Below are 18,986 nucleotides of genomic sequence, written 5' to 3'. Positions count from 1 at the left end.
CTTCGCCCGAACCTGGCGGTCCGGGGTGACGCCTCCGGCAGCAGGTGAACTGCCGGGGGTCTCACCTCGACCAACTTCCGCGCCGGATGCCGTACGGCCTTCGAGCCCCGTTTCGTCCTCGATCCGGAGGGTGTCTGCTGATTCGAATTTCAGAGCCAACTGCTGGTGAAGCACAGATGGGTGAGTCTGCTGTCCTACGCGAAAGGTAGCCATCGTCGGTCACCTCCTCTGGGGATGGTGATGGCTCGGTCTGGTAACGGCGGCCCTCAGCCGACATGGCTGAAAGCCCGGGCGTTTACGCCCGGGATCCCGTTACGTAACGGGATCCCGGGCGACGCCGTAGAACTTCTCCGTCTCCTCGACGGCGGCCTGGAACCGCTCGTCGAAGTCGTCCCGGATGAGCGTGCGGATCACATAGTCCTGCACGCTCATTCCTCTTCTGGCCGCGTGATGCCGGAGCCTTTCGAGCAGCTCCCCGTCTATGCGCAGGCTGAGCACAGTGGTCCCCATGCGTACGAGGGTCGCCACATCGGGCGGCCGTTCGCGTCACTTTCCGGAACCGGATCACTCGTATGAGTGATCGGACGGGGTTCAGTGGCGGGCGTCACGGGTATTCGGGCGTGTTGCGGTGGTCTTTAGGGAGAGTAATGAGTTACTCTAAAGAACATGCCGGACCTTACCCATGGCGACGACGCTGCCGCCGTGAACGCTCTCCGCTCCGCCGTGATGCGGCTGTCCCGTCGGCTCAAGCACCAGCGGGTCGACGAGTCGCTGAGCCCCACCGAGATGTCGGTGCTCGGCACCCTGGCCCGCTGCGGCTCGGCCACGCCGGGCGAGCTGGCCCGCAAGGAGCACGTCCAGCCGCCGTCGATGACCCGCATCGTCGCGCTGCTCGAAGCCAAGGGGCTGGTCCGGCTGGAGCCGCACCCCGAGGACCGGCGCCAGAAGGTCGTCAGCCAGACCGAGCAGGCCGAGGCGATGCTCGAGGAGAGCCGCCGCAAGCGCAACGCGTTCCTGGCCGGCCTGGTCGAGGGCCTCGACGAGGACGAGTGGGCCAAACTGCGCGCCGCCGCCCCCGTGCTGGAGAAGCTCGCACATCTGTAAGGACGTATCGCTCCGCGAACGAGCAGTCAAAAAAGGAGGCGAACCCTTTTGAGTTCGGGATCCGGAGCACCTTCCGCCCCCGCACCGACCACTCCTACTACCCCTGGCCCCCGCAGATCCTCGATGTTCAGCTCGCTGAGGATCAGGAACTACCGCCTCTTCTTCATCGGCCAGGTCGTCTCCAACACGGGCACCTGGATGCAGCGCATCGCCCAGGACTGGCTCGTGCTCGGCCTCACCGGTTCCTCCGCGGCCGTCGGCATCACCACGGCCCTGCAGTTCCTGCCGATGCTGCTGTTCGGCCTCTACGGCGGTGTCCTGGTCGACCGCCTCCCCAAGCGCCCCACGCTGCTCGTCACCCAGACCGCCATGGCCGTCACGGGTCTCGCGCTCGCCGCGCTCACCCTCACCGGGCACGTCCAGGTCTGGCACGTCTACGTCGCCGCCTTCGCCGTCGGCCTCGCCACGGTGCTCGACAACCCGGCGCGGCAGTCCTTCGTCTCCGAGATGGTCGGCCCCGAGCAGCTGCAGAACGCGGTCAGCCTGAACTCCGCGAACTTCCAGTCCGCCCGGCTGGTCGGCCCGGCCGTCGCCGGCCTGATGATCACCGGTGTGGGCACCGGCTGGGCGTTCCTCTTCAACGGCCTGTCCTTCGTCGCGCCCATCGCCGGTCTGCTGCTGATGCGCGCCCGTGAGCTGCACGTGGTCGAGCGGGCGCCGAAAAGCAAGGGCCAGCTGCGCGAGGGCCTGCGCTATGTGGCGAAGCGCCCGGAGCTGATCTGGCCGATCGTCCTCGTCGGCTTCATCGGCACCTTCGGCTTCAACTTCCCGGTGTGGCTGTCGGCCTACGCCGACGACGTCTTCCACGCCGGCGCCGGCGCCTACAGCCTCTTCAACACGCTGATGGCCGTCGGCTCGCTGGGCGGCGCCCTGCTGGCGGCCCGTCGCGGCACGGCCCGGCTGCGCGTCCTGATCGCCGCCGCGGTGGCCTTCGGCACGCTGGAGATCGTGGCCGCGCTCGCCCCGTCGTACTGGCTCTTCGCGCTGCTCATGGTCCCGATAGGCGTCTTCGGCCTGACGGTCAACGTCACCGCGAACACCGCGGTCCAGATGGGCACCGACCCAGCCATGCGCGGCCGGGTGATGGCCCTGTTCATGATGGTGTTCATGGGCGGTACGCCGCTGGGCGCGCCGGTCGTCGGCTGGATCACCGACACCTACGGCCCCCGCGTCGGCTTCGTCCTCGGCGGCGTCATCTCCGCCGCCGCGGCCGCCACCGTCGGCCTGGTCCTCGCCCGCATCGGCGGCCTGCGCGTGGCCGTGGGCTGGCACCACGGCCACCCGCGGGTGCGGTTCGTGCCGAGAGAGCGCGAACAGCTGGCGACGGCGGCCTGAGGGCTCCCCGCCTCCGGAGGGTCCCCTACAGGACCCTCCGGGCCAGCACCTGCCCCGGCCAGTCGTCCGCGCCGAGCATGGTGACGCTGAAGGACTCGGTCGGCACGAAGCCGTTGCGCTCGTAGAAGGAGACCAGCTTGCGGTCGTCGCCCGCGTAGCAGTCCACCCGCAGCAGCGAGACCCCGGCCCGGCGGGTCTCCTCGGCCGCGTGGGCGAGCAGGGCGGCACCGACGCCGTGGCCCTTGAAGCGGCGGTCCGAGGCGAAGGTGTGGATGTAGCGCTCGGGCTCGTCGGCGGGCCGCAGATACTCGCCGGGTGCGTCGGTGAGGGTGAGCGTGGCCGCCGGGACACCGTCGTACTCGGCGATGTACGGGGCGCCCTCGGTGACGTACCGGGTGATCATGGCCACCGCCCTCGGGTTCTTCGACCAAGGTGTCGTGCCCCACTGCTGGGTGCGGCCCTGGGCCACCAGCCACTCCACGGCACTGTCGAACATGCCGAGGATCACGGGGATGTCGTCAGGCCTGCCTGCTCTGATGCTGATCTTCCCGTTCTTCTCCATGCACCTGATCATGCCCGTCCGGGGGCGTCGGGGCAGTCGCCTGGCCCGGTGATCCGTTCCCTGGGAGGGTGACGTCATGAGACTCTTCGCCGCCGTGCTGCCCCCGGAGGACGTCATCCGTGAGCTTGCCACCGAGGTCGCGACGTTGAAGAGGCTGCCCGGCACGGAGGGTCTGCGCTGGACCAACCGTCCTGGCTGGCACTTCACGCTCGCCTTCTACGGCGAGGTCGACGACGCCCTCGTACCGGACCTGTCGGCCCGCCTGGGCCGCGCGGCTCGCCGTACGTCGCCCTTCCCGCTGGCCCTGCGGGGCGGCGGGCAGTTCGGGCGCGGGCAGGTGCTGTGGGTGGGCGCGGACGGAGACCTGCCGGCCCTGCGGTTGCTGGCCGACCGTACGGAGGCGGCGGCGGTGAAGTCCGGGGTGCCGATGGGGGAGCACCGTCGCTATCTGGCCCATCTGACGGTGGCCCGCAGCCGGTACTCGGTGAACGTACGGCCGTGCGTCGAGGCCCTGCACGCCTTCACGAGCCGCACCTGGACCGTGGCCGAGCTGGCCCTGGTGCGCAGCAACCTGCCGAAGTCCGGGGTGCCCGGGGAGCAGCCCCGCTACGAGACGGTCGCCCACTGGGCGCTCGGCGGGGCCGGTTAGGCTCGGGTACGTGGACCCGAAAACCCGGAACCGGATCATGGCCGGTGTGCTTGTGCTGATGTTCGTGGTGGTTGCCGTGTCGGCGGCGGTCGGGAAGTAGACCGCCGCCGCTTCGCCGTACCGCCGCTGCGGCGTACGGCCACGGCTACCAGGCGAAGGCCTCCGGCGACGGCCCCGGACCCGGGAAGACCTCGTCCAGGCCCGCCAGCAGTTCCTCGCTCAGCTCCAGCTCCACGGCCCGCAGGGCCGACTCCAGCTGCTGCGGCGTGCGCGGGCCGACGATCGGGCCGGTCACGCCGGGCCGGGTGAGCAGCCAGGCCAGGGCGGCCTCGCCGGGCTCCACACCGTGCTTGTCGAGCAGGTCCTCGTACGACTGGATCTGCGCGCGGATGGTGGTGTTGGCGAGCGAGTCGGCGGCCCGGCCGGAGGCACGGCGTCCGCCCTGCACCTCCTTCTTGATCACACCGCCGAGCAGACCGCCGTGCAGCGGCGACCACGGGATGACCCCGAGGCCGTACTCCTGCGCCGCCGGGATGACCTCCATCTCGGCGCGCCGCTCGGCGAGGTTGTACAGGCACTGCTCGCTGACCAGCCCGATGGTGCCGCCGCGCCGGGCGGCGATCTCGTTGGCCTGGGCGATCTTGTAGCCGGGGAAGTTGGAGGAGCCGACGTACAGGATTTTGCCCTGCTGCACGAGTACGTCGATCGCCTGCCAGATCTCCTCGAAGGGGGTCCGGCGGTCGACGTGGTGGAACTGGTAGACGTCGATGTGGTCGGTCTGCAGCCGCTTCAGGCTGGCGTCCACGGCCCGCCGGATGTTGAGGGCGGACAGCTTGTCGTGGTTGGGCCAGGCGTCGCCGTCGGCGGCCATGTTGCCGTACACCTTGGTGGCCAGCACGACCTTGTCGCGCCGGTCCCCGCCCTTGGCGAACCAGTTGCCGATGATCTCCTCGGTACGGCCCTTGTTCTCGCCCCAGCCGTACACGTTGGCGGTGTCGAAGAAGTTGATGCCCGCGTCCAGCGCCGCGTCCATGATCGCGTGACTGCCGGCTTCGTCGGTCTGCGGGCCGAAGTTCATGGTGCCGAGGACGAGTCGGCTGACCTTTAGTCCCGTGCGTCCTAGCTGCGTGTACTTCATGGTGTCCTAGCCAACGGCTTGGAGTGCACTCCAGGCAAGGGCTGCCGGGCGGGGTGGCCGTCCCGTCCTGCGAACGGGCCACCCCGCAGGCGGCTCTCACCCGGAGCGCTGCGCGGGAATGCGATCCCCGGCGCGCCGGGACAGCCACAGGGCGACCGCCTCCGAGATCGGCTGCCCGGTCTCCAGCTCCACGAAGCCGAACTGGCCGCCCTGGTTGCACTCCAGGAACCACCAGACGCCGTCCTCGTCCTCGGCGAAGTCGAAGGCGGCGTAGGCCAGTTCGGCGACGCGCAGGTACTCGTGCACCGACCTGCCGATCCGCGCGGGCACCGGTACCGCCCGCCAGGCGTGTTCGGTGTCGCCGTAGCGTCCGTCGACCTGGCCGGGCTCGGCCGTCTTCCGGGCGGCGAACAGCCGGGTGCCGACGCAGGTCAGCCGGATGTCGGCCGGTCACTCCAGCCACATCCGAAGCCGCGGGTGCGCCCCGAACGAACGCCGCCCCGCCCGGGCGCCGGGGAGTGTGGCGCTGGGGCGGGGCGGTAGGTGGGGGAAGTGGGCCCTGAGCGTGAGGGCGGGGTGTCAGTCGCGGGGGAAGTCGTCGGTCTTGAGGACGAGGTCGACCACTGTGCCGGTCAGGTCGATGTCGGTGCCGAAGTCCACCGGCGTCCTGTTCTCGTAGTCGCCGTCCTTGGGGTCGGTGTAGACGAAGCATCGGCCCTGGTAGGGGTCGGCGATGACGTAGAGGGGGACCTCGGCGAGCGCGTAGGCGGTCTTTTTCGGGCCGTAGTCGTTGGCGGCCGTGCCCTGGGAGATGACCTCGGCGACGAACTTGACGTCCTGGTACCGCCAGTGGCCTTCGTCGTCCGGCTTCGCCGAGTCCTTGAGCAGGGCGACGTCCGGGCAGAAGCCGTTCTCGTGGCCCGGGAAGTCGATCCGGACGTCCGTGAACACCATGACATCCCTCCCGAACCTGTCCTCGATGGCCCATAGGATCCGGCGAATGATCTGCCAATGCGTGTTCCGCTGCGGCGTCATGTGGACGTTGCCCCCGACGATCTCGACCCTGAATCCTTCGGGGACGGGCATCCGCTCAAGGCGCTCGAACCACTCGTCCAAACGCTTGGTGTTGGCGTCGGCGTCGGCCATCTCGATCCTGTCTTCAAGGACGGTCATCGTGGCGCTCCTCCCCGGCTGCCCCATCGGCGAGTGCAGCCGCGCGGTTCAACGATACGCACGGTGACTGGGAGACGCCGGAATCAGGTCAATCTGTTCCGGCCGCGTACGCCTGTCCGATTCCCCACGCCTCCCACATCGCCCCCGCGAACGCCCCCGCGATCCGGTGCTCCCCGCTCGCGTTGGGATGCGTCCCGTCGTAGGTGTCGGTGTGGATGTCGTACGACTCCGGCGGCGAGGCCAGCAGGATCGGCGACCGGGGCTCGTCCAGGTCGGCGACCGCCTTGGCGAGCAGGACGTTGAACCGGTCAACCTGCTCGGCGAAGGGCGCGTCCGCGTGGGCGCGGATGTTCGGGATCACCGGCAGCAGGACCATGCGGATGCGCGGGCGGGCTTCGCGGGCGCCCGCGACGAAGGCCCGTACGTTCTCCGCCGTCTGCTCGGCGTTCGTGTAGAAGCCCAGGTCGATCAGGCCGAGGGAGACCAGCAGCACATCGGGCCGGTGCTCCCGTACCGCCTCTCCGATCAGCGGAGCCATGTGCAGCCAGCCCTCGCCCCAGCCGGCCAGGTGGGTGCGGGGGAAGCCGGGGTCGGCGTACGCGTACGACGTCGGTGCCTCGGTCGTCTTGTCGTACAGCTCCTCGCGCGGGCCGACGAAGGTGAACGGTCCGCCGTACGACTCGCACAGGTGTCGCCACAGCCGGTAACGCCACGTGTGCTCGCCCGCGCTCCCGATCGTCATGGAGTCGCCCACGGGCATGAACCTAAGCATCCGCTCATAATGGACGATCACGGCAGCGTGTGGGGTGTGAGGCCCACCACGCCCCCTGAACCCACGGAGGGGATGGCAGGCTTGGTGTCATGCGCCGACCGTTCGCCCTGCTCGCCGGGGTCCTGCTCGCGGGTGCCTGCGCGCTGCCCGCCTCCGCCGCCGACGGTGACAGTGCCGGTGATCAGGGGTTCACCATCAAGGACCCCCGGATCGCCGAGTCCAGCGGCCTGGCCGCCTCCCACCTGCACCCCGGCATCTACTGGACGCACAACGACAGCGACGACGGGCCGTACATCTACGCCGTGGACAGCGCGACCGGGAAGACCGTCGCCACGCTGACCCTGCGCGGCATCGGCTCCCCGCGCGATGTCGAGGCCATCTCCATCGGGCCGGACAACCAGATCTACGTCGGCGACATCGGTGACAACCTCGACGGCACGTGGCCGTACGTCTGGATCTACCGGCTGCCCGAGCCGAAGGCGCTCAAGGACCAGACGGTCCGGGCCACGCAGTACGTCGTGAAGTACTCCGACGGGGCGAGGAACGCCGAGTCGATGGTCGTGCATCCCAAGACCGGGCGGGTCTACATCATCGACAAGAAGGAGAACGGCGGGCACCTCTACGAGGGGCCCGCGCAGCTCTCCACCACCGGCGCGAACATCTTCAAGCCCGTCGCCGCCGTCGACCTGTGGGCCACCGATGCCGCGTTCTCGCCGAACGGCCGACAGCTCGCCGTCCGGGGGTACTTCGGCGGCATCTACTACGACTGGAACGGCGGGAAGATCAAGCGGGCGGGGCGGCTCGACGTGCCTCTGCAGGGGCAGGGGGAGTCCGTCACGTACTCCGCCGACGGCACCAGGCTGATGTACGGCAGCGAGGGGGCCGACAGTTCGGTGGAGGCGCAGGACGCGCCGGCCGGGGCGGCGAGCAAGGAGCCGTCCGGCAGTGGGAGTTCCGCCTCCGACGGCGCCGCCGGGACCGGTGCCGGCAACAGCGGGAGCATCAAGGTCGGCGCCGTGGTCGTGGCCGTGGGTGCGGCCGCCCTGTTCGGTTTGCGGTTGCTGCGGCGCAGGAGCTGAACCGCCATCCGGGTGGCGGGGCGGTGCCTTCGCCGACCTGTACGGCGCCCCTCGACATGTGTTCCCACCTGCATGGGAACACCCTGTTCCCGGCCGGGAACGCTCTCCCGTCCCGGCAGACTGAGAGGGCCGTACGCCGGCTCCGGTGCTCTCGTTCGTCGTGATACGGAGTGCCGCCGTATCCAGGAGGGCTCAAGTGAACCGATCACTGCTGACCATGCGCTCGGCGCTGATTCTGTTGCTGGGTGTTCTCGTCGGCGTGGGAGCGGGAGTGCTGACCGCCTGTGCCGACGCCGGCGGCGAAGCGAAGTCGGTGATGGTGGGCGCGACCGCCTTCGCGGCCGCCGTCGCGTTCTTCAACTCCATCATCGATTAGGCCTATTGGCCGCTCGGACGCACTGACCGAGACCGGTTGTCGTCGTTGACATGACGTGTGGGCCAGGTGGCCTGTCGTTTTCCGGTAGATAGATCCCGGATGCATCCTGGGAGAGGAGACGGTGGTGGGGGACCATGACCGCGATGAAGCGGCCTTCGATGACGCGGCGTTCGGCGATGCGGCCTTCGGTGACGCGGAGGGCTTCAAACCGCTGTCGGGAGAGCTGCGTCCTGAAGTGCGGGAGCTGGCCGAGGCGTTGCGCCGCCTGCTGAAGGGCTCGGGGAAGTCGCAGCGGCAGTTCGCGGTCTATCACCACATCGGCGTCTCCACGGTCTCGCGCTATCTGAGCGGTGAGCGAATCCCGGACAAGCACTTTCTCGACGGGTTGATGAAGTCGGCCTGCAAGGCTCAAGGCAAGGAGGTCAGTGAGGCGCTGCAGGGCCTGATGTACCGGCTGCATCGAGAGGCGTTGCTGGCCGAGGACCCGGCCCGGTACCGGGAGCAGATGGCCAGCGACCGGCTGGAGGACGCCGTTCTGCGCGAGGAGGAGGCGCAGTTGGAGATCCGGGAGCTGAGGAAGGCCGCGAAGGGGCAGAAGCAGCAGTTGTGGGCGCTGGAGTCCCAGCTCCTTCAGCTGGCGGCGGCGGAGCAGCAGGAGCGGGGCGCGTTACGGGCGGACCTGGAACGGCACCGGATGCGCAAGGAGGAGCTGGAGGAGGCGTGCGCGCGTCTGCGGGACAAGGTCGCTCGTCTGGAGAGTGCGCTCCAGGAGGCGGAGCGGGAGCGGGAGGCCGCGCGGACGCGGTGCCGGGAGCTGGAAGCCGAACTGGCCGTGGCGCAGGAGGCCGCCGAGCGAGCGGAGCTGGAGCGGCAGGCGAGGGAGGAGCGGCTGCGTCTGGCCAAGGCCGCCGAGGTCGCCGAGCACCGTCTGGCGGACCTGGAGCGCGTTCATCTGGAAGCCGAACAGGTACGCCTGGCAGCCGCCCGGGAGGCCGCGACCCAGTTGGAGGAGGCCAAGACCAAGGCCGACGAGTTGCTGCAGGAGGCAACGCTGAGGGCCACGAAGGTCCGGCCTCCGGTGCTCAGGAGATCGGCCGCGCTGCGCCAGTTGAAGGAGGCCGCGCAGCAGATGGCCGAGGTCCGGTTGCCCGAGCTGGCCAAGCAGCTGTCCCAGGCGCACCCGGAGGATGTGGACATCGTGGTGCGGCCCATCGGCATCCACAGCCTGGACGACATCGGGCAGACGGCCCAGGCACTCGACACCGTCCACCGCGCATACGTACAACTGGCCGTTGACCAGGCCCTCCTGCGGAGCAACGCCAACGCGATGTTCATCAACCTCTCGCGCCGCTCCCAGGGCCTGGTCATGCGCCAGTTGTCCCTGATCTCCGACCTGGAGGAGTCCGAGACGGACCCGGACCGGCTGTCGTCGTTGTTCAAACTGGACCACCTCGCCACCCGGATGCGCCGCAACTGCGAGAACCTCCTCGTGCTCGCCGGTGAGGAGCCCGGCCGCAGCTGGACCCGGCCGGTCCCGGTGGTCGACGTGCTCCGTGCGGCCGCGTCCGAGGTGGAGCAGTACGAGCGCGTCGAGCTGGCCGACGTGCCCAGCGTCGAGATCGCCGGCCGTGTGGTCACCGACCTCGTTCACCTGCTCGCCGAGCTGCTGGAGAACGCGACGGCCTTCTCCTCGCCGCAGACCAGGGTCAAGGTCACCGGTCACGCACTGCCCGAGGGCCGTGTGCTGATCGAGATCCACGACACCGGCATCGGCCTTTTCGCCGAGGACCTCGCCGAGGCCAACGAACTGCTCGCCGCGCCGCCGGTCCTGGACATGTCGGTCGCCCGCCGCATGGGTCTGTTCGTGGTCGGGGCTCTGTCCCATCGGCACGGCATCCGGGTCCAGCTGCGCCCGTCCGACACCGGTGGTACGACCGCGCTGGTCATGCTGCCCGTCGACGCCAGGGAGTTCGTTCCGGAGCAGCCGTACGCCGGCCACGTCGACCATGAGGGCGGGCAGCTGCCCCCCGCCACGGCACACCTGTTCACCATCTGCGACTCCGGCCGCCTGTCCATCGAGCGTCCGCACTCATGACGGGCCGGGTGGTGAAGGCGTAGGCGGCGGTGGCCGTCGTACGACGAGGGGCGCCCCGGCAGACCCGGGGCGCCCCTCGTGGACGTACGTGGGAAGGAGGTCAGAGCTTCTCGATCACGTAGTCGATGCACTTCGTCAGCGCCTCGACGTCCGCCGGGTCGATCGCCGGGAACATCGCGATGCGCAGCTGGTTGCGGCCGAGCTTGCGGTACGGCTCGGTGTCCACGATGCCGTTGGCACGCAGCACCTTGGCGACGGCGGCCGCGTCGATCTCGTCGGAGAAGTCGATCGTGCCGATGACCTGCGAGCGCTTGGCCGGGTCCGAGACGAACGGGGTGGCGTACTTGGACTCCTCCGCCCAGGTGTACAGGCGGGTCGAGGAGTCCTTCGTGCGGCCCGTGGAGAAGGCCAGACCGCCCTGGCCGTTGAGCCACTCCAGCTGCTGGTTCAGCAGGAAGAGCGTGGCGAGGGCCGGGGTGTTGTACGTCTGGTTCTTGCGGGAGTTGTCGATCGCCGTGGGGAGCGAGAAGAACTCCGGGACGTGGCGGCCGGAGGCGTGGACGCGCTCGGCGCGCTCGATCGCGGCCGGGGAGAAGGCGCCGATCCACAGGCCGCCGTCCGAGGCGAAGGACTTCTGCGGGGCGAAGTAGTAGACGTCCGTCTCGGCGATGTCGACCGGGAGGCCGCCCGCGCCGGAGGTGGCGTCCACGAGGACGAGCGAGCCCTCGTCGGCGCCGGCCACGCGCTTGATCGGCATGGCGACACCGGTGGAGGTCTCGTTGTGGGTGAAGGCGTACACGTCGACGCCCGCCTCTGCCTGCGCCTCGGGGTGGGTGCCCGGGTCGGTGGCGATGACGGTGGGCTCGGCCAGCCACGGGGCGAGCTTGGCAGCCTTGGCGAACTTGGAGGAGAACTCACCGAAGCTGAGGTGCTGGGACTTGTTCTCGATCAGTCCGTGGGTGGCGATGTCCCAGAAGGCGGTGGACCCGCCGTTGCCGAGGATGACCTCGTAGCCGTCGGGGAGGGAGAACAGGGAGCTGATGCCTTCGCGGACCTGGCCCACCAGGTTCTTGACCGGGGCCTGGCGGTGGGAGGTGCCGAGCAGAGAGCTTCCGGTGGCGGCGAGCGCCTCGAGGGCCTCGGTACGCACCTTGGAGGGGCCCGCGCCGAAGCGTCCGTCGGCGGGCTTGATGTCAGCGGGAATCTGGATGTCGGCCACGAGTCGGAGGGTATCGCCCACGTGAAACGGGACGGAACCGTGTCCGTCCGATGAGACAAGATCGCTGAACTGCGGACTTGTGAGGTTGTACGACGAAACCTGCGGGGCTGTGGAAAAGTCACGGTGACTGTGCGTGATCGGATGCATCCTGGACGCATGACGGATCTCTCGGGCCTTGAGGCGGAGCTGCGTGGGGTCGTCCGGGGTGAGGTCGGCTTCGATGTCACCGCCCGGGCGCTCGTGACCATGGACGCGTCCAACTACCGGCGGGTCCCGGCGGGCGTGGTGGCCCCGCGGGACGCCGAGGACGTGGCGGCGGTGCTGGAGGTGTGCCGGGCACGCGCAGTGCCGGTGGTGGCGCGCGGCGGGGGCACGTCGATCGCGGGGCAGGCGACCGGCACGGGCGTGGTGCTGGACTTCACCCGGCACATGAACGGCCTGCTGGAGCTGGACCCGGCCACCCGTACGGCCGTCGTCCAGCCGGGCCTGGTCCTCGACCGCCTCCAGGAGGCCGCCGCCCCGCACGGCCTGCGCTTCGGCCCCGACCCGTCCACCCACAGTCGCTGCACGCTCGGCGGAATGATCGGCAACAACTCCTGCGGCTCCCACTCGGTCGCCTGGGGGACGACCGCGGACAGCGTCCGCGAGCTGTCCGTCATCACCGCGCGCGGGCAGCGGCTGCGGCCGGGCCGGGACTGGGCCGGAGCGCCGGACGGGCTGCGCGCCCTGGTGGAGGGCGACCTGGCCCGCCTGCGCACCGGCTTCCCCGATCTGCCCCGCCGCATCTCCGGATACGCCCTGGACGCCCTGCTCCCCGAGAAGGGCGCCGACGTCGCCCGCTCCTTCTGCGGCTCCGAGGGCACCCTCGGCATCCTCACCGAGGCGGTCGTAGCGCTGGTCGAGGCCCCACGCGCACGGGCCCTCGCGGTGCTGGCGTACGGCGACGAGTCCGGCGCCGCCGAGGCCGCCGCCGGACTCCTGCCTCTCGGCCCGCTGACGGTGGAGGGCATGGCGGCCGACCTGGTGCGCTCGCCGGCCGGGCTACCGGCGGGCGGCGCCTGGCTCTTCGTGGAGACCGGCGGACAGACACCGGCCGAGGCACGCGCGCGTGCGGAGGCGATCGTCCGCGCGGCCGACGTCGTCGACTCCCTGGTGGTGACGGACCCGGCGGCCCAGCGGACCCTGTGGCGCATCCGAGAGGACGCGAGCGGTACGGCGACCCGGATGCCCGACGGCAGCGAGGCCTGGCCGGGTTGGGAGGACTGCGCGGTGCCGCCCGCCCGGCTCGGCGCCTACCTGCGCGACTTCCGCGCCCTGCTCTCCACCCACGGCCTGCGCGGCACTCCGTACGGCCACTTCGGCGACGGCTGCATCCACGTCCGCATCGACTTCGACCTGCTCACCGAGGCGGGCGTCGGCCGCTTCCGGCGCTTCTCCGAGGAGCTGGCCGACCTGGTCGTCGCCCACGGCGGCTCACTGTCCGGGGAGCACGGCGACGGCCAGGCCCGCGCGGAACTGCTGCCGCGGATGTACGGCGAGGAGACGGTACGGCTCTTCGAGCGGGCCAAGGCGGTCTGGGACCCCGACGACCTCCTCAACCCCGGCATGCTGGTCCGCCCGGCCCCGCTCGACAGCAACCTCCGCTTCTCCGTCCTGCCCCGCCGCCCGGTGGACGTGACCTTCGGCTACCCGGCCGACGGCGGCGACTTCGGCGCGGCCGTCCGCCGCTGCGTCGGCGTCGCCAAGTGCCGTACGACCACGGTGGCCGGGTCCGCCGTGATGTGCCCCTCCTTCCGGGCGACCGGCGAGGAGGAGCACTCCACCCGTGGGCGGGCCCGGCTGCTGCACGAGATGCTCGGGGGCGAACTGGTCACGACGGGCTGGCGCTCCACGGAGGTCCGGGACGCCTTGGACCTGTGCCTGTCCTGCAAGGGCTGCCGCTCGGACTGCCCGGTGGGCGTCGACATGGCCACCTACAAGGCCGAGTTCCTGCATCACCACTACGAGGGCCGACGCCGTCCCGCCGCCCACTACACGATGGGATGGCTGCCGGTATGGCTGCGCTGGGTGGCACGAACCCGCACGGCGCCGCTGCTCAACCGACTCGCGTCCGTACGGCCGTTGGCCCGGCTGGGGAAGTGCCTGGGCGGAATCGCACCGGAACGGCAGATCCCAAGAATCGCGAAGGAGCCGTTCACCCACTGGTGGCGACGGCGGCAGCGGCGCACCACGGGAGACCTGGTCGTCCTGTGGCCCGACACCTTCACCGAGCACCTCTCGCCCTCGGTCGGACAGGCGGCCGTCCGGGTGCTGGAGGCCGCCGGCCTCAGGGTGGTCCTGCCACCGTCCCACCCGCTCGGCGGCGGGGTCTGCTGCGGCCTGACCTACGTCTCCACCGGCCAGCTCGACCGGGCCCGCGCGGTGCTGCGCCGCACCCTGGACCTGATGGAACCGGTGCTGCGCCGGGGCGCCCCGGTCGTCGTCCTGGAACCGAGCTGTGCGGCGGCCCTCTGCGGCGACCTCCCCGAACTCCTGCACGACGACCCACGCGCCCCCCGGCTGGCGTCATCGATCCTCACCTTCGCCGAGGCACTCGAACGCCATGCCCCTGACTGGACCCCGCCCGCCGTCGACCGCCCGGTCGCCGGCCAGACCCACTGCCACCAACACGCGATCCTCGGCGACGCCGCCGACCGCAGCCTGCGCGAGTCCGCGGGCCTGACCGGCGAGCTGAGCGGCGGCTGCTGCGGACTTGCGGGCAACTTCGGCTTCGAGAAAGGCCACTTCGAGGTGTCGAAGGCATGCGCGCAGGAGCAGCTGCTGCCGTCGGTACGGGGCGTGGCCGAGGGCACGGTGATCCTGGCGGACGGCTTCTCGTGCCGCACCCAGTTGGAGCAGCTGGCGGGGGTGCGGGGCCGACACCTGGCGGAGGTACTGGCAGAGGGCCTGGAGAAGGAATCGAAAGCATCGGGAGTATCGGGATCGAAAGTATCGGGAGCATCGGGAGTGGAGAAATGACCGAGGAACACACCCGGCTGGCAGTCCTCTCCGACATCCACGGCGTACTCCCCGCCCTGGAGGCCGTCCTGGCAGAGCCCGAAGTGACCGCCGCCGACCGGATCGTCCTCACCGGGGACATCACGGCGGGCCCCCAGCCGTCCGAGGTGCTGGACCTGCTGCGGTCGCTGGGCGACCGGGTGCTGTGGGTCGGCGGGAACGCGGACCGGGAACTGGTGGAGTACCGGCGGGGCCAGCGCACGGAGATCCCGGACCCGATCGGCCCGTTCGTGGCGCAGTCGCTCCGCGAGGACCAGGTGGACTTCCTGGCCGCACTGCCCGGAACCCTCACCCTGCGCGTCCGCGGCCTCGGCAAGGTGCTCTTCTGCCACGCCACCCCGCGTGACGACGAGGAGGTGGTGCTGGTGGACTCCCGCCCTGAGCGCTGGGCCGAGGTCTTCTCCGGCCTCGCCCCCGACATCGGCACGGTCGTCTGCGGCCACACCCACATGCCCTACGTCCGCCTGGCCCACGGCCGCCTGGTGGTCAACCCGGGCAGCATCGGCATGCCGTACGGCCGTCCCGGCGCCCACTGGTGCCTCCTGGGCCCCGGAGCCGACCTGCGCGTGACGTCGTACGACATACCGGGGGCGGCGGCCCGGCTCACCGCCGAGTGCGCGTATCCGCAGATCGCCGAGTGGGCCGACTACTTCCTTCACGCGCGGGCTTCGGACACGGAGGTGCTGGCGGCCTGGGGGCCGAAGGACGGCAGGGAGGCTTCTGAGGTTTCGTAGCGGCGGGTTCATAAGCTGACGGAACCAAGCACCCCTGAAGGAGCACAGCCCGCATGACGTCCCTCCGTCTTCAACCCATCAGCCGTGCCGAGCACCTGTCCTTCGTGGCCTCTCTGCCCTCGGTCAGCCACATGCAGCTCCCGTCCTGGGGCGATGTGAAGCCCGACTGGCGGGCGGAGAGCCTGGGATGGTTCGACGGGGACGGGCGGCTGGTGGGTGCCGGGCTGGTGTTGTTGCGGCCGTTGCCGAAGGTGAAGCGGTATCTGGCGTACCTGCCCGAAGGGCCCGTCATCGACTGGCACGTGCCCGACCTGGAGCGCTGGCTGGAGCCGATGCTGGCCTATCTCAAGGGGCGCGGTGCCTTCTCCGTGAAGATGGGGCCGCCCGTGGTCGTGCGGCGGTGGAGTCCCGAGGCGGTCAAGGCCGCGATCGCCGACCCGGGCGCGCACCGGCTGCGGGACGCGGAGGCGACGTCGACCGAGCCGCGTGCCGTGGAGCTGGCGGAGCGGCTGCGGCGCATGGGCTGGCGGCAGGCCGAGGCGGGCAGCGAGGAGGGGTTCGCCGCCGGGCAGCCTCGGTATGTGTGCCAAGTGCCGTACACAGGGAAGTCGTTGGAGGAGGTCCACCGCGGGCTCAACCAGCAGTGGCGGCGCAACATCAAGAAGGCCGAGAAGGCCGGCGTGCAGGTCGTGCGCGGGGGATACGAGGACCTGCCGGTCTTCTACGGCCTCTACACGGAGACCGCCGAGCGCGACCGGTTCATCCCGCGCCCGCTGCCGTACTTCCAGCGCATGTGGACGGCGCTCGCCGCCGAACACCCCGACCGTATGCGGCTGTACCTCGCACACCACGAGGGCGAGGTGCTCGCCGCGGCCACCATGCTGATCGTCGGCGGCCACGTCTGGTACTCCTACGGCGCCTCCACCAGCCGCAAGCGCGAGGTCCAGCCCAACAACGCCATGCAGTGGCGGATGATGGCCGACGCACACGAACTCGGCGCCCACGTCTACGACTTCAGGGGGATCACCGACACCCTGGAGGAGTCCAACCACCTGCTCGGGCTGCTCCGCTTCAAGGTGGGCGCGGGCGGCGAGGCGGTGGAGTACGTGGGGGAGTGGGACTTCCCGCTCAACCGGCTGCTGCACAAGGCGCTCGACGTCTACATGTCCCGGCGCTGAGGCCCCTCAAGTAATTCCAAGGTGTTCCAAGGGGAATCACAGAGCGCCTGTGTAGCTTCTTCGGTGTCGGGTTCCGGACGCGGAATTCCCGGACCATAGAACTGCGAAAACACCAGGAGTCGAAATGAGCTTCAAGAAGCTTGCCCCGCTGCCCCCGAAGCCCAAGTCGAAGCAGCTCCCGCCGCCGCCGAAGCCGAAGCCCAAGAAGCACGTCCACAAGCCGCTGCCCAAGCCGGTGCCCGGCCGGGACCAGTGATCCGACGCTGAGCCGAAAGGGGTCGATGGTGCACCGTCGACCCCTTTTCGCCTTCATTCGGGAAGTTGATTCGGGAAGGTGATTCGGAAAGGGACTCCGGTGACGGACGAGAGCGAAGAATTCGAGTACGAGACGCCTGCCATTCTCGCCAGGACGGCGTTCCGCCGATTCTGGCCGCTGACAAAGGGGCTCAGGAAATGGCTGCTTCTCGTCTGGGTGTGCACGGTGCTCGCCGCGCTCGCCGAGACCGAGTCCATCCTGCTCTTCAGCGACCTCACCGACCACGCCCTGCAGAAGGGCTCGCTGGCCGCGTTCTGGAGTCCGGCCGTCAAGTGGCTGGGCGTCGCCGTGGTCGGCGCGCTGGTCGCGTACGCCGGCAACTCCCTTGCCGCGTGGGCGACCGAGCGCTTCGTGATGCGGCTGCGCGAGCACGTCTTCGACCATGTGCAGCAGTTGCCCCCGCACTTCTTCCAGCGCCACCGCCAGGGCGACCTGCTCTCCCGGCTGACCAGTGACGTCGAGGCGATCGAGACGATGGTCGTGTCCGGCCTGGTCGGCGCCGCCTCGGCCGCCTTCTCCGCCCTCTTCTACGCGGCCGCCGCGTTCTGGCTGCGCTGGGACCTGGCCGCCGCGACCTTCGTCCTCGCCCCGCTGTTCTGGCTGGCGGCCCGCCGCTTCTCCGGCTCCATCAAGGACGTCTCCCGCGAGGGCCGGGTCGCCGACGGCGCGATCACCTCCGTGGTGGAGGAGTCCCTCGGCACCATCGTGCTGACGCAGGCGTACGACCGCCGGGACGCCGAGCGGCGGCGGCTGAGCGGGGAGGCGAACGCCTGGTTCCGGGCCTCGGTCCGCGCCACCCGCCTCAACGAGGCCTACGAACAACTCGTCCAGGTCATAGAGACGATCTGCGTCCTGGCGGTGATCGGCATCGGCGCCTGGGAGATCTCCACCGGCCGGATGACCCTCGGCCAGCTCCTCGCCTTCGCCGCGTTCCTCGGCTACCTCTACCCGCCCGTGCGGGGCCTGGCCCAGCTCGGGCTCACGGTCACCGCGGCCACGGCGGGCGCCGAGCGGCTGATCGAGATCCTGGACGTGCGGCCCTCGGTCACCGACCCCCGGCGGGGCATGGAGACCGGCCGCCCGGACGGCACGATCGAGGTCCGCGACGTCTCCTTCCGCTACCCGGGCGCCGACCGCACGGCCCTCGAAGGCCTGTCCTTCACGGTCAGCCCCGGCGAACTGGTGATCGTCACCGGCCCGAGCGGCGCCGGAAAGTCCACGGTCTCCAAGCTCCTGCTCCGCTTCTACGACCCGGACTCCGGCCAGGTCCTGCTGGACGGCATACCCCTGCGCGACTTCCCGCTGGCCCGCCTGCGCGAGTACGTCACCCTCCTCCCGCAGGAGACCCTGGTGCTGCACGACACGGTCCGCGCCAACATCGCCTGCGGCCGGCCCGGCGCCAGTGACCAGGCCATCGAGGAGGCGGCGCGGGCGGCCGACGCACACGACTTCATCGTCCGGCTCCCCGACGGCTACGACACCAGGGTCGACCCCAACTCGGCCCGGCTGTCCGGCGGCCAGCTCCAGCGCCTGGCCATCGCCCGCGCGATCCTGCGCGACGCCCCGGTCCTGGTCCTGGACGAGCCGACCACCGGCCTGGACGCGATGGCCGCCCGCCGGGTGGTCAAGCCGCTGCGCCGCCTGATGACCGGCCGCACGACGATCATGATCACCCACGACCTCAACCTGGCCCCCGACGCCGACCGCATCCTCGTCGTGGACCGTGGCCGCATCGTCGAGACGGGCCGCCACGAGGAACTGCTCGCACGGGGCGGGGCCTACGCACGGCTGCACCGCTCGCAGAACAACGCGGTGATGGACACGGCCGAGCTGCGACTGCCACTGTTCGAGGAGGCACAGCCGCCCGAGCCGGCGCCGGTGTACGAGTACGCGCAGGTCGAGCAGTACCCGCACGGCCACGGCCACGGCCACGGCCATGGCTACGACCCATACTCTGCCCAACCCGCATCGTGGCCCCAGCCCGCGCATGAGGACCCCTGGTCCGGCATCTGACCCCCACGCATCTCAGCATCCAGGACAGCTACATAAAGGGTTCACACTCCTGACGAAGTCTATTACCCTGGACTCGGTAGTACATCGAGATGAACAAGATCTGATCCGAGCCAGCCCCAGGACCGC

16 protein-coding genes and 2 pseudogenes are annotated in these 18,986 nt (G+C 70.2%); 11 read left to right on the top strand and 7 right to left on the bottom strand.

The genetic code is table 11. The annotated features are described in order from the left end of the window. Nucleotides 1–312 precede the first annotated feature (312 nt). On the bottom strand, nt 313–510 hold the full coding sequence (locus ACFYZZ_RS17690) for a ribbon-helix-helix protein, CopG family (protein WP_389176498.1): 198 nt from the start codon (nt 508–510) through the stop codon (nt 313–315). 156 nt (nt 511–666) lie between these two features. Here ACFYZZ_RS17690 and ACFYZZ_RS17685 point away from each other — a divergent pair, with 156 nt between their 5' ends. Then, complete coding sequence (locus tag ACFYZZ_RS17685; protein WP_386573586.1) at nt 667–1,104, top strand: MarR family winged helix-turn-helix transcriptional regulator; 438 nt, start codon at nt 667–669, stop codon at nt 1,102–1,104. A gap of 123 nt (nt 1,105–1,227) precedes the next feature. Then, nucleotides 1,228–2,499, top strand: a complete 1,272-nt coding sequence (locus ACFYZZ_RS17680; protein ID WP_389176496.1) for an MFS transporter — start codon at nt 1,228–1,230, stop codon at nt 2,497–2,499. 25 nt (nt 2,500–2,524) lie between these two features. Here the strand turns inward: ACFYZZ_RS17680 and ACFYZZ_RS17675 are convergent, their stop codons facing one another. Further along, complete coding sequence (locus tag ACFYZZ_RS17675) at nt 2,525–3,061, bottom strand: GNAT family N-acetyltransferase (RefSeq protein WP_389176494.1); 537 nt, start codon at nt 3,059–3,061, stop codon at nt 2,525–2,527. A 76-nt stretch (nt 3,062–3,137) separates the two neighbouring features. Here ACFYZZ_RS17675 and thpR point away from each other — a divergent pair, with 76 nt between their 5' ends. Continuing rightward, entirely contained in the window at nt 3,138–3,710 is a 573-nt protein-coding gene (gene thpR, locus ACFYZZ_RS17670) for an RNA 2',3'-cyclic phosphodiesterase (RefSeq protein ID WP_389176492.1), read from the top strand. Nucleotides 3,711–3,855: 145 nt separating this feature from the next. On the opposite strand, the gene ACFYZZ_RS17665 is transcribed toward thpR, so the two are convergent. The 4 genes and pseudogenes from ACFYZZ_RS17665 to ACFYZZ_RS17650 all read right to left on the bottom strand — a co-directional run bounded on the left by ACFYZZ_RS17665 (nt 3,856) and on the right by ACFYZZ_RS17650 (nt 6,793). After that, nucleotides 3,856–4,848, bottom strand: a complete 993-nt coding sequence (locus tag ACFYZZ_RS17665) for an aldo/keto reductase (RefSeq protein ID WP_389176490.1) — start codon at nt 4,846–4,848, stop codon at nt 3,856–3,858. A 96-nt stretch (nt 4,849–4,944) separates the two neighbouring features. After that, nucleotides 4,945–5,295: pseudogene (locus tag ACFYZZ_RS17660) on the bottom strand (hypothetical protein); the annotation flags it as partial. Nucleotides 5,296–5,427: 132 nt separating this feature from the next. Further along, a complete protein-coding gene (locus tag ACFYZZ_RS17655; RefSeq protein WP_389176488.1) occupies nt 5,428–6,021 on the bottom strand; it encodes a Uma2 family endonuclease in 594 nt (197 codons plus the stop codon). 88 nt (nt 6,022–6,109) lie between these two features. Continuing rightward, complete coding sequence (locus ACFYZZ_RS17650) at nt 6,110–6,793, bottom strand: SGNH/GDSL hydrolase family protein (protein ID WP_389176486.1); 684 nt, start codon at nt 6,791–6,793, stop codon at nt 6,110–6,112. Between the two features lie 89 nt (nt 6,794–6,882). Here ACFYZZ_RS17650 and ACFYZZ_RS17645 point away from each other — a divergent pair, with 89 nt between their 5' ends. From ACFYZZ_RS17645 to ACFYZZ_RS17635, 3 genes and pseudogenes are all read left to right on the top strand, one after another. Further along, nucleotides 6,883–7,872, top strand: a complete 990-nt coding sequence (locus ACFYZZ_RS17645; RefSeq protein WP_389176484.1) for a WD40 repeat domain-containing protein — start codon at nt 6,883–6,885, stop codon at nt 7,870–7,872. 196 nt (nt 7,873–8,068) lie between these two features. Then, entirely contained in the window at nt 8,069–8,248 is a 180-nt protein-coding gene (locus tag ACFYZZ_RS17640) for a hypothetical protein (protein WP_386573570.1), read from the top strand. Nucleotides 8,249–9,344: 1,096 nt separating this feature from the next. After that, nucleotides 9,345–10,212 (top strand): annotated as a pseudogene (locus tag ACFYZZ_RS17635) (sensor histidine kinase); the annotation flags it as partial. A 231-nt stretch (nt 10,213–10,443) separates the two neighbouring features. Here ACFYZZ_RS17635 and serC read toward each other — a convergent pair. Then, nucleotides 10,444–11,562 carry a phosphoserine transaminase gene (gene serC / locus ACFYZZ_RS17630; protein WP_389176482.1) on the bottom strand — a complete coding sequence of 373 codons (1,119 nt, stop codon included), beginning with the start codon at nt 11,560–11,562 and terminating at the stop codon, nt 10,444–10,446. A 156-nt stretch (nt 11,563–11,718) separates the two neighbouring features. Between serC and ACFYZZ_RS17625 the strand changes: the two genes are divergently transcribed. The 5 genes from ACFYZZ_RS17625 to ACFYZZ_RS17605 all read left to right on the top strand — a co-directional run bounded on the left by ACFYZZ_RS17625 (nt 11,719) and on the right by ACFYZZ_RS17605 (nt 18,860). Next, complete coding sequence (locus ACFYZZ_RS17625) at nt 11,719–14,580, top strand: FAD-binding and (Fe-S)-binding domain-containing protein (RefSeq protein ID WP_389176480.1); 2,862 nt, start codon at nt 11,719–11,721, stop codon at nt 14,578–14,580. Then, the gene (locus ACFYZZ_RS17620) at nt 14,577–15,353 is read left to right on the top strand and encodes a metallophosphoesterase family protein (RefSeq protein ID WP_389176478.1); all 777 of its coding nucleotides are present in this window, start codon (nt 14,577–14,579) and stop codon (nt 15,351–15,353) included. Before ACFYZZ_RS17625 ends, ACFYZZ_RS17620 begins: the two co-directional genes overlap by 4 nt. 53 nt (nt 15,354–15,406) lie before the next feature. Continuing rightward, nucleotides 15,407–16,531 (top strand): lipid II:glycine glycyltransferase FemX, encoded by a 1,125-nt coding sequence (locus tag ACFYZZ_RS17615; protein WP_389176476.1) that lies wholly within the window; start codon nt 15,407–15,409, stop codon nt 16,529–16,531. Nucleotides 16,532–16,655: 124 nt separating this feature from the next. Then, nucleotides 16,656–16,787 carry a hypothetical protein gene (locus tag ACFYZZ_RS17610; RefSeq protein ID WP_389176474.1) on the top strand — a complete coding sequence of 44 codons (132 nt, stop codon included), beginning with the start codon at nt 16,656–16,658 and terminating at the stop codon, nt 16,785–16,787. A gap of 99 nt (nt 16,788–16,886) precedes the next feature. Beyond that, a complete protein-coding gene (locus ACFYZZ_RS17605) occupies nt 16,887–18,860 on the top strand; it encodes an ABC transporter ATP-binding protein (RefSeq protein ID WP_389176472.1) in 1,974 nt (657 codons plus the stop codon). Nucleotides 18,861–18,986 lie beyond the last annotated feature (126 nt).

This window comes from Streptomyces sp. NPDC001816, from assembly GCF_042892235.1.
GTDB lineage: Bacteria > Actinomycetota > Actinomycetes > Streptomycetales > Streptomycetaceae > Streptomyces.
Note: the sequence above shows the minus strand (reverse complement) of the source record. Positions and strands in the feature narration are given on the sequence as shown.

Excerpts from the sequence above, each read along its gene's own strand:
- ACFYZZ_RS17690 (WP_389176498.1), bottom strand. The coding sequence starts at position 510 with ATGGGGACCACTGTGCTCAGCCTGCGCATAGACGGGGAGCTGCTCGAA.
- ACFYZZ_RS17685 (WP_386573586.1), top strand. The coding sequence starts at position 667 with ATGCCGGACCTTACCCATGGCGACGACGCTGCCGCCGTGAACGCTCTC.
- ACFYZZ_RS17680 (WP_389176496.1), top strand. The coding sequence starts at position 1,228 with ATGTTCAGCTCGCTGAGGATCAGGAACTACCGCCTCTTCTTCATCGGC.
- ACFYZZ_RS17675 (WP_389176494.1), bottom strand. The coding sequence starts at position 3,061 with ATGGAGAAGAACGGGAAGATCAGCATCAGAGCAGGCAGGCCTGACGAC.
- thpR (WP_389176492.1), top strand. The coding sequence starts at position 3,138 with ATGAGACTCTTCGCCGCCGTGCTGCCCCCGGAGGACGTCATCCGTGAG.
- ACFYZZ_RS17665 (WP_389176490.1), bottom strand. The coding sequence starts at position 4,848 with ATGAAGTACACGCAGCTAGGACGCACGGGACTAAAGGTCAGCCGACTC.
- ACFYZZ_RS17655 (WP_389176488.1), bottom strand. The coding sequence starts at position 6,021 with ATGACCGTCCTTGAAGACAGGATCGAGATGGCCGACGCCGACGCCAAC.
- ACFYZZ_RS17650 (WP_389176486.1), bottom strand. The coding sequence starts at position 6,793 with ATGCTTAGGTTCATGCCCGTGGGCGACTCCATGACGATCGGGAGCGCG.
- ACFYZZ_RS17645 (WP_389176484.1), top strand. The coding sequence starts at position 6,883 with ATGCGCCGACCGTTCGCCCTGCTCGCCGGGGTCCTGCTCGCGGGTGCC.
- ACFYZZ_RS17625 (WP_389176480.1), top strand. The coding sequence starts at position 11,719 with ATGACGGATCTCTCGGGCCTTGAGGCGGAGCTGCGTGGGGTCGTCCGG.
- ACFYZZ_RS17620 (WP_389176478.1), top strand. The coding sequence starts at position 14,577 with ATGACCGAGGAACACACCCGGCTGGCAGTCCTCTCCGACATCCACGGC.
- ACFYZZ_RS17615 (WP_389176476.1), top strand. The coding sequence starts at position 15,407 with ATGACGTCCCTCCGTCTTCAACCCATCAGCCGTGCCGAGCACCTGTCC.
- ACFYZZ_RS17610 (WP_389176474.1), top strand. The coding sequence starts at position 16,656 with ATGAGCTTCAAGAAGCTTGCCCCGCTGCCCCCGAAGCCCAAGTCGAAG.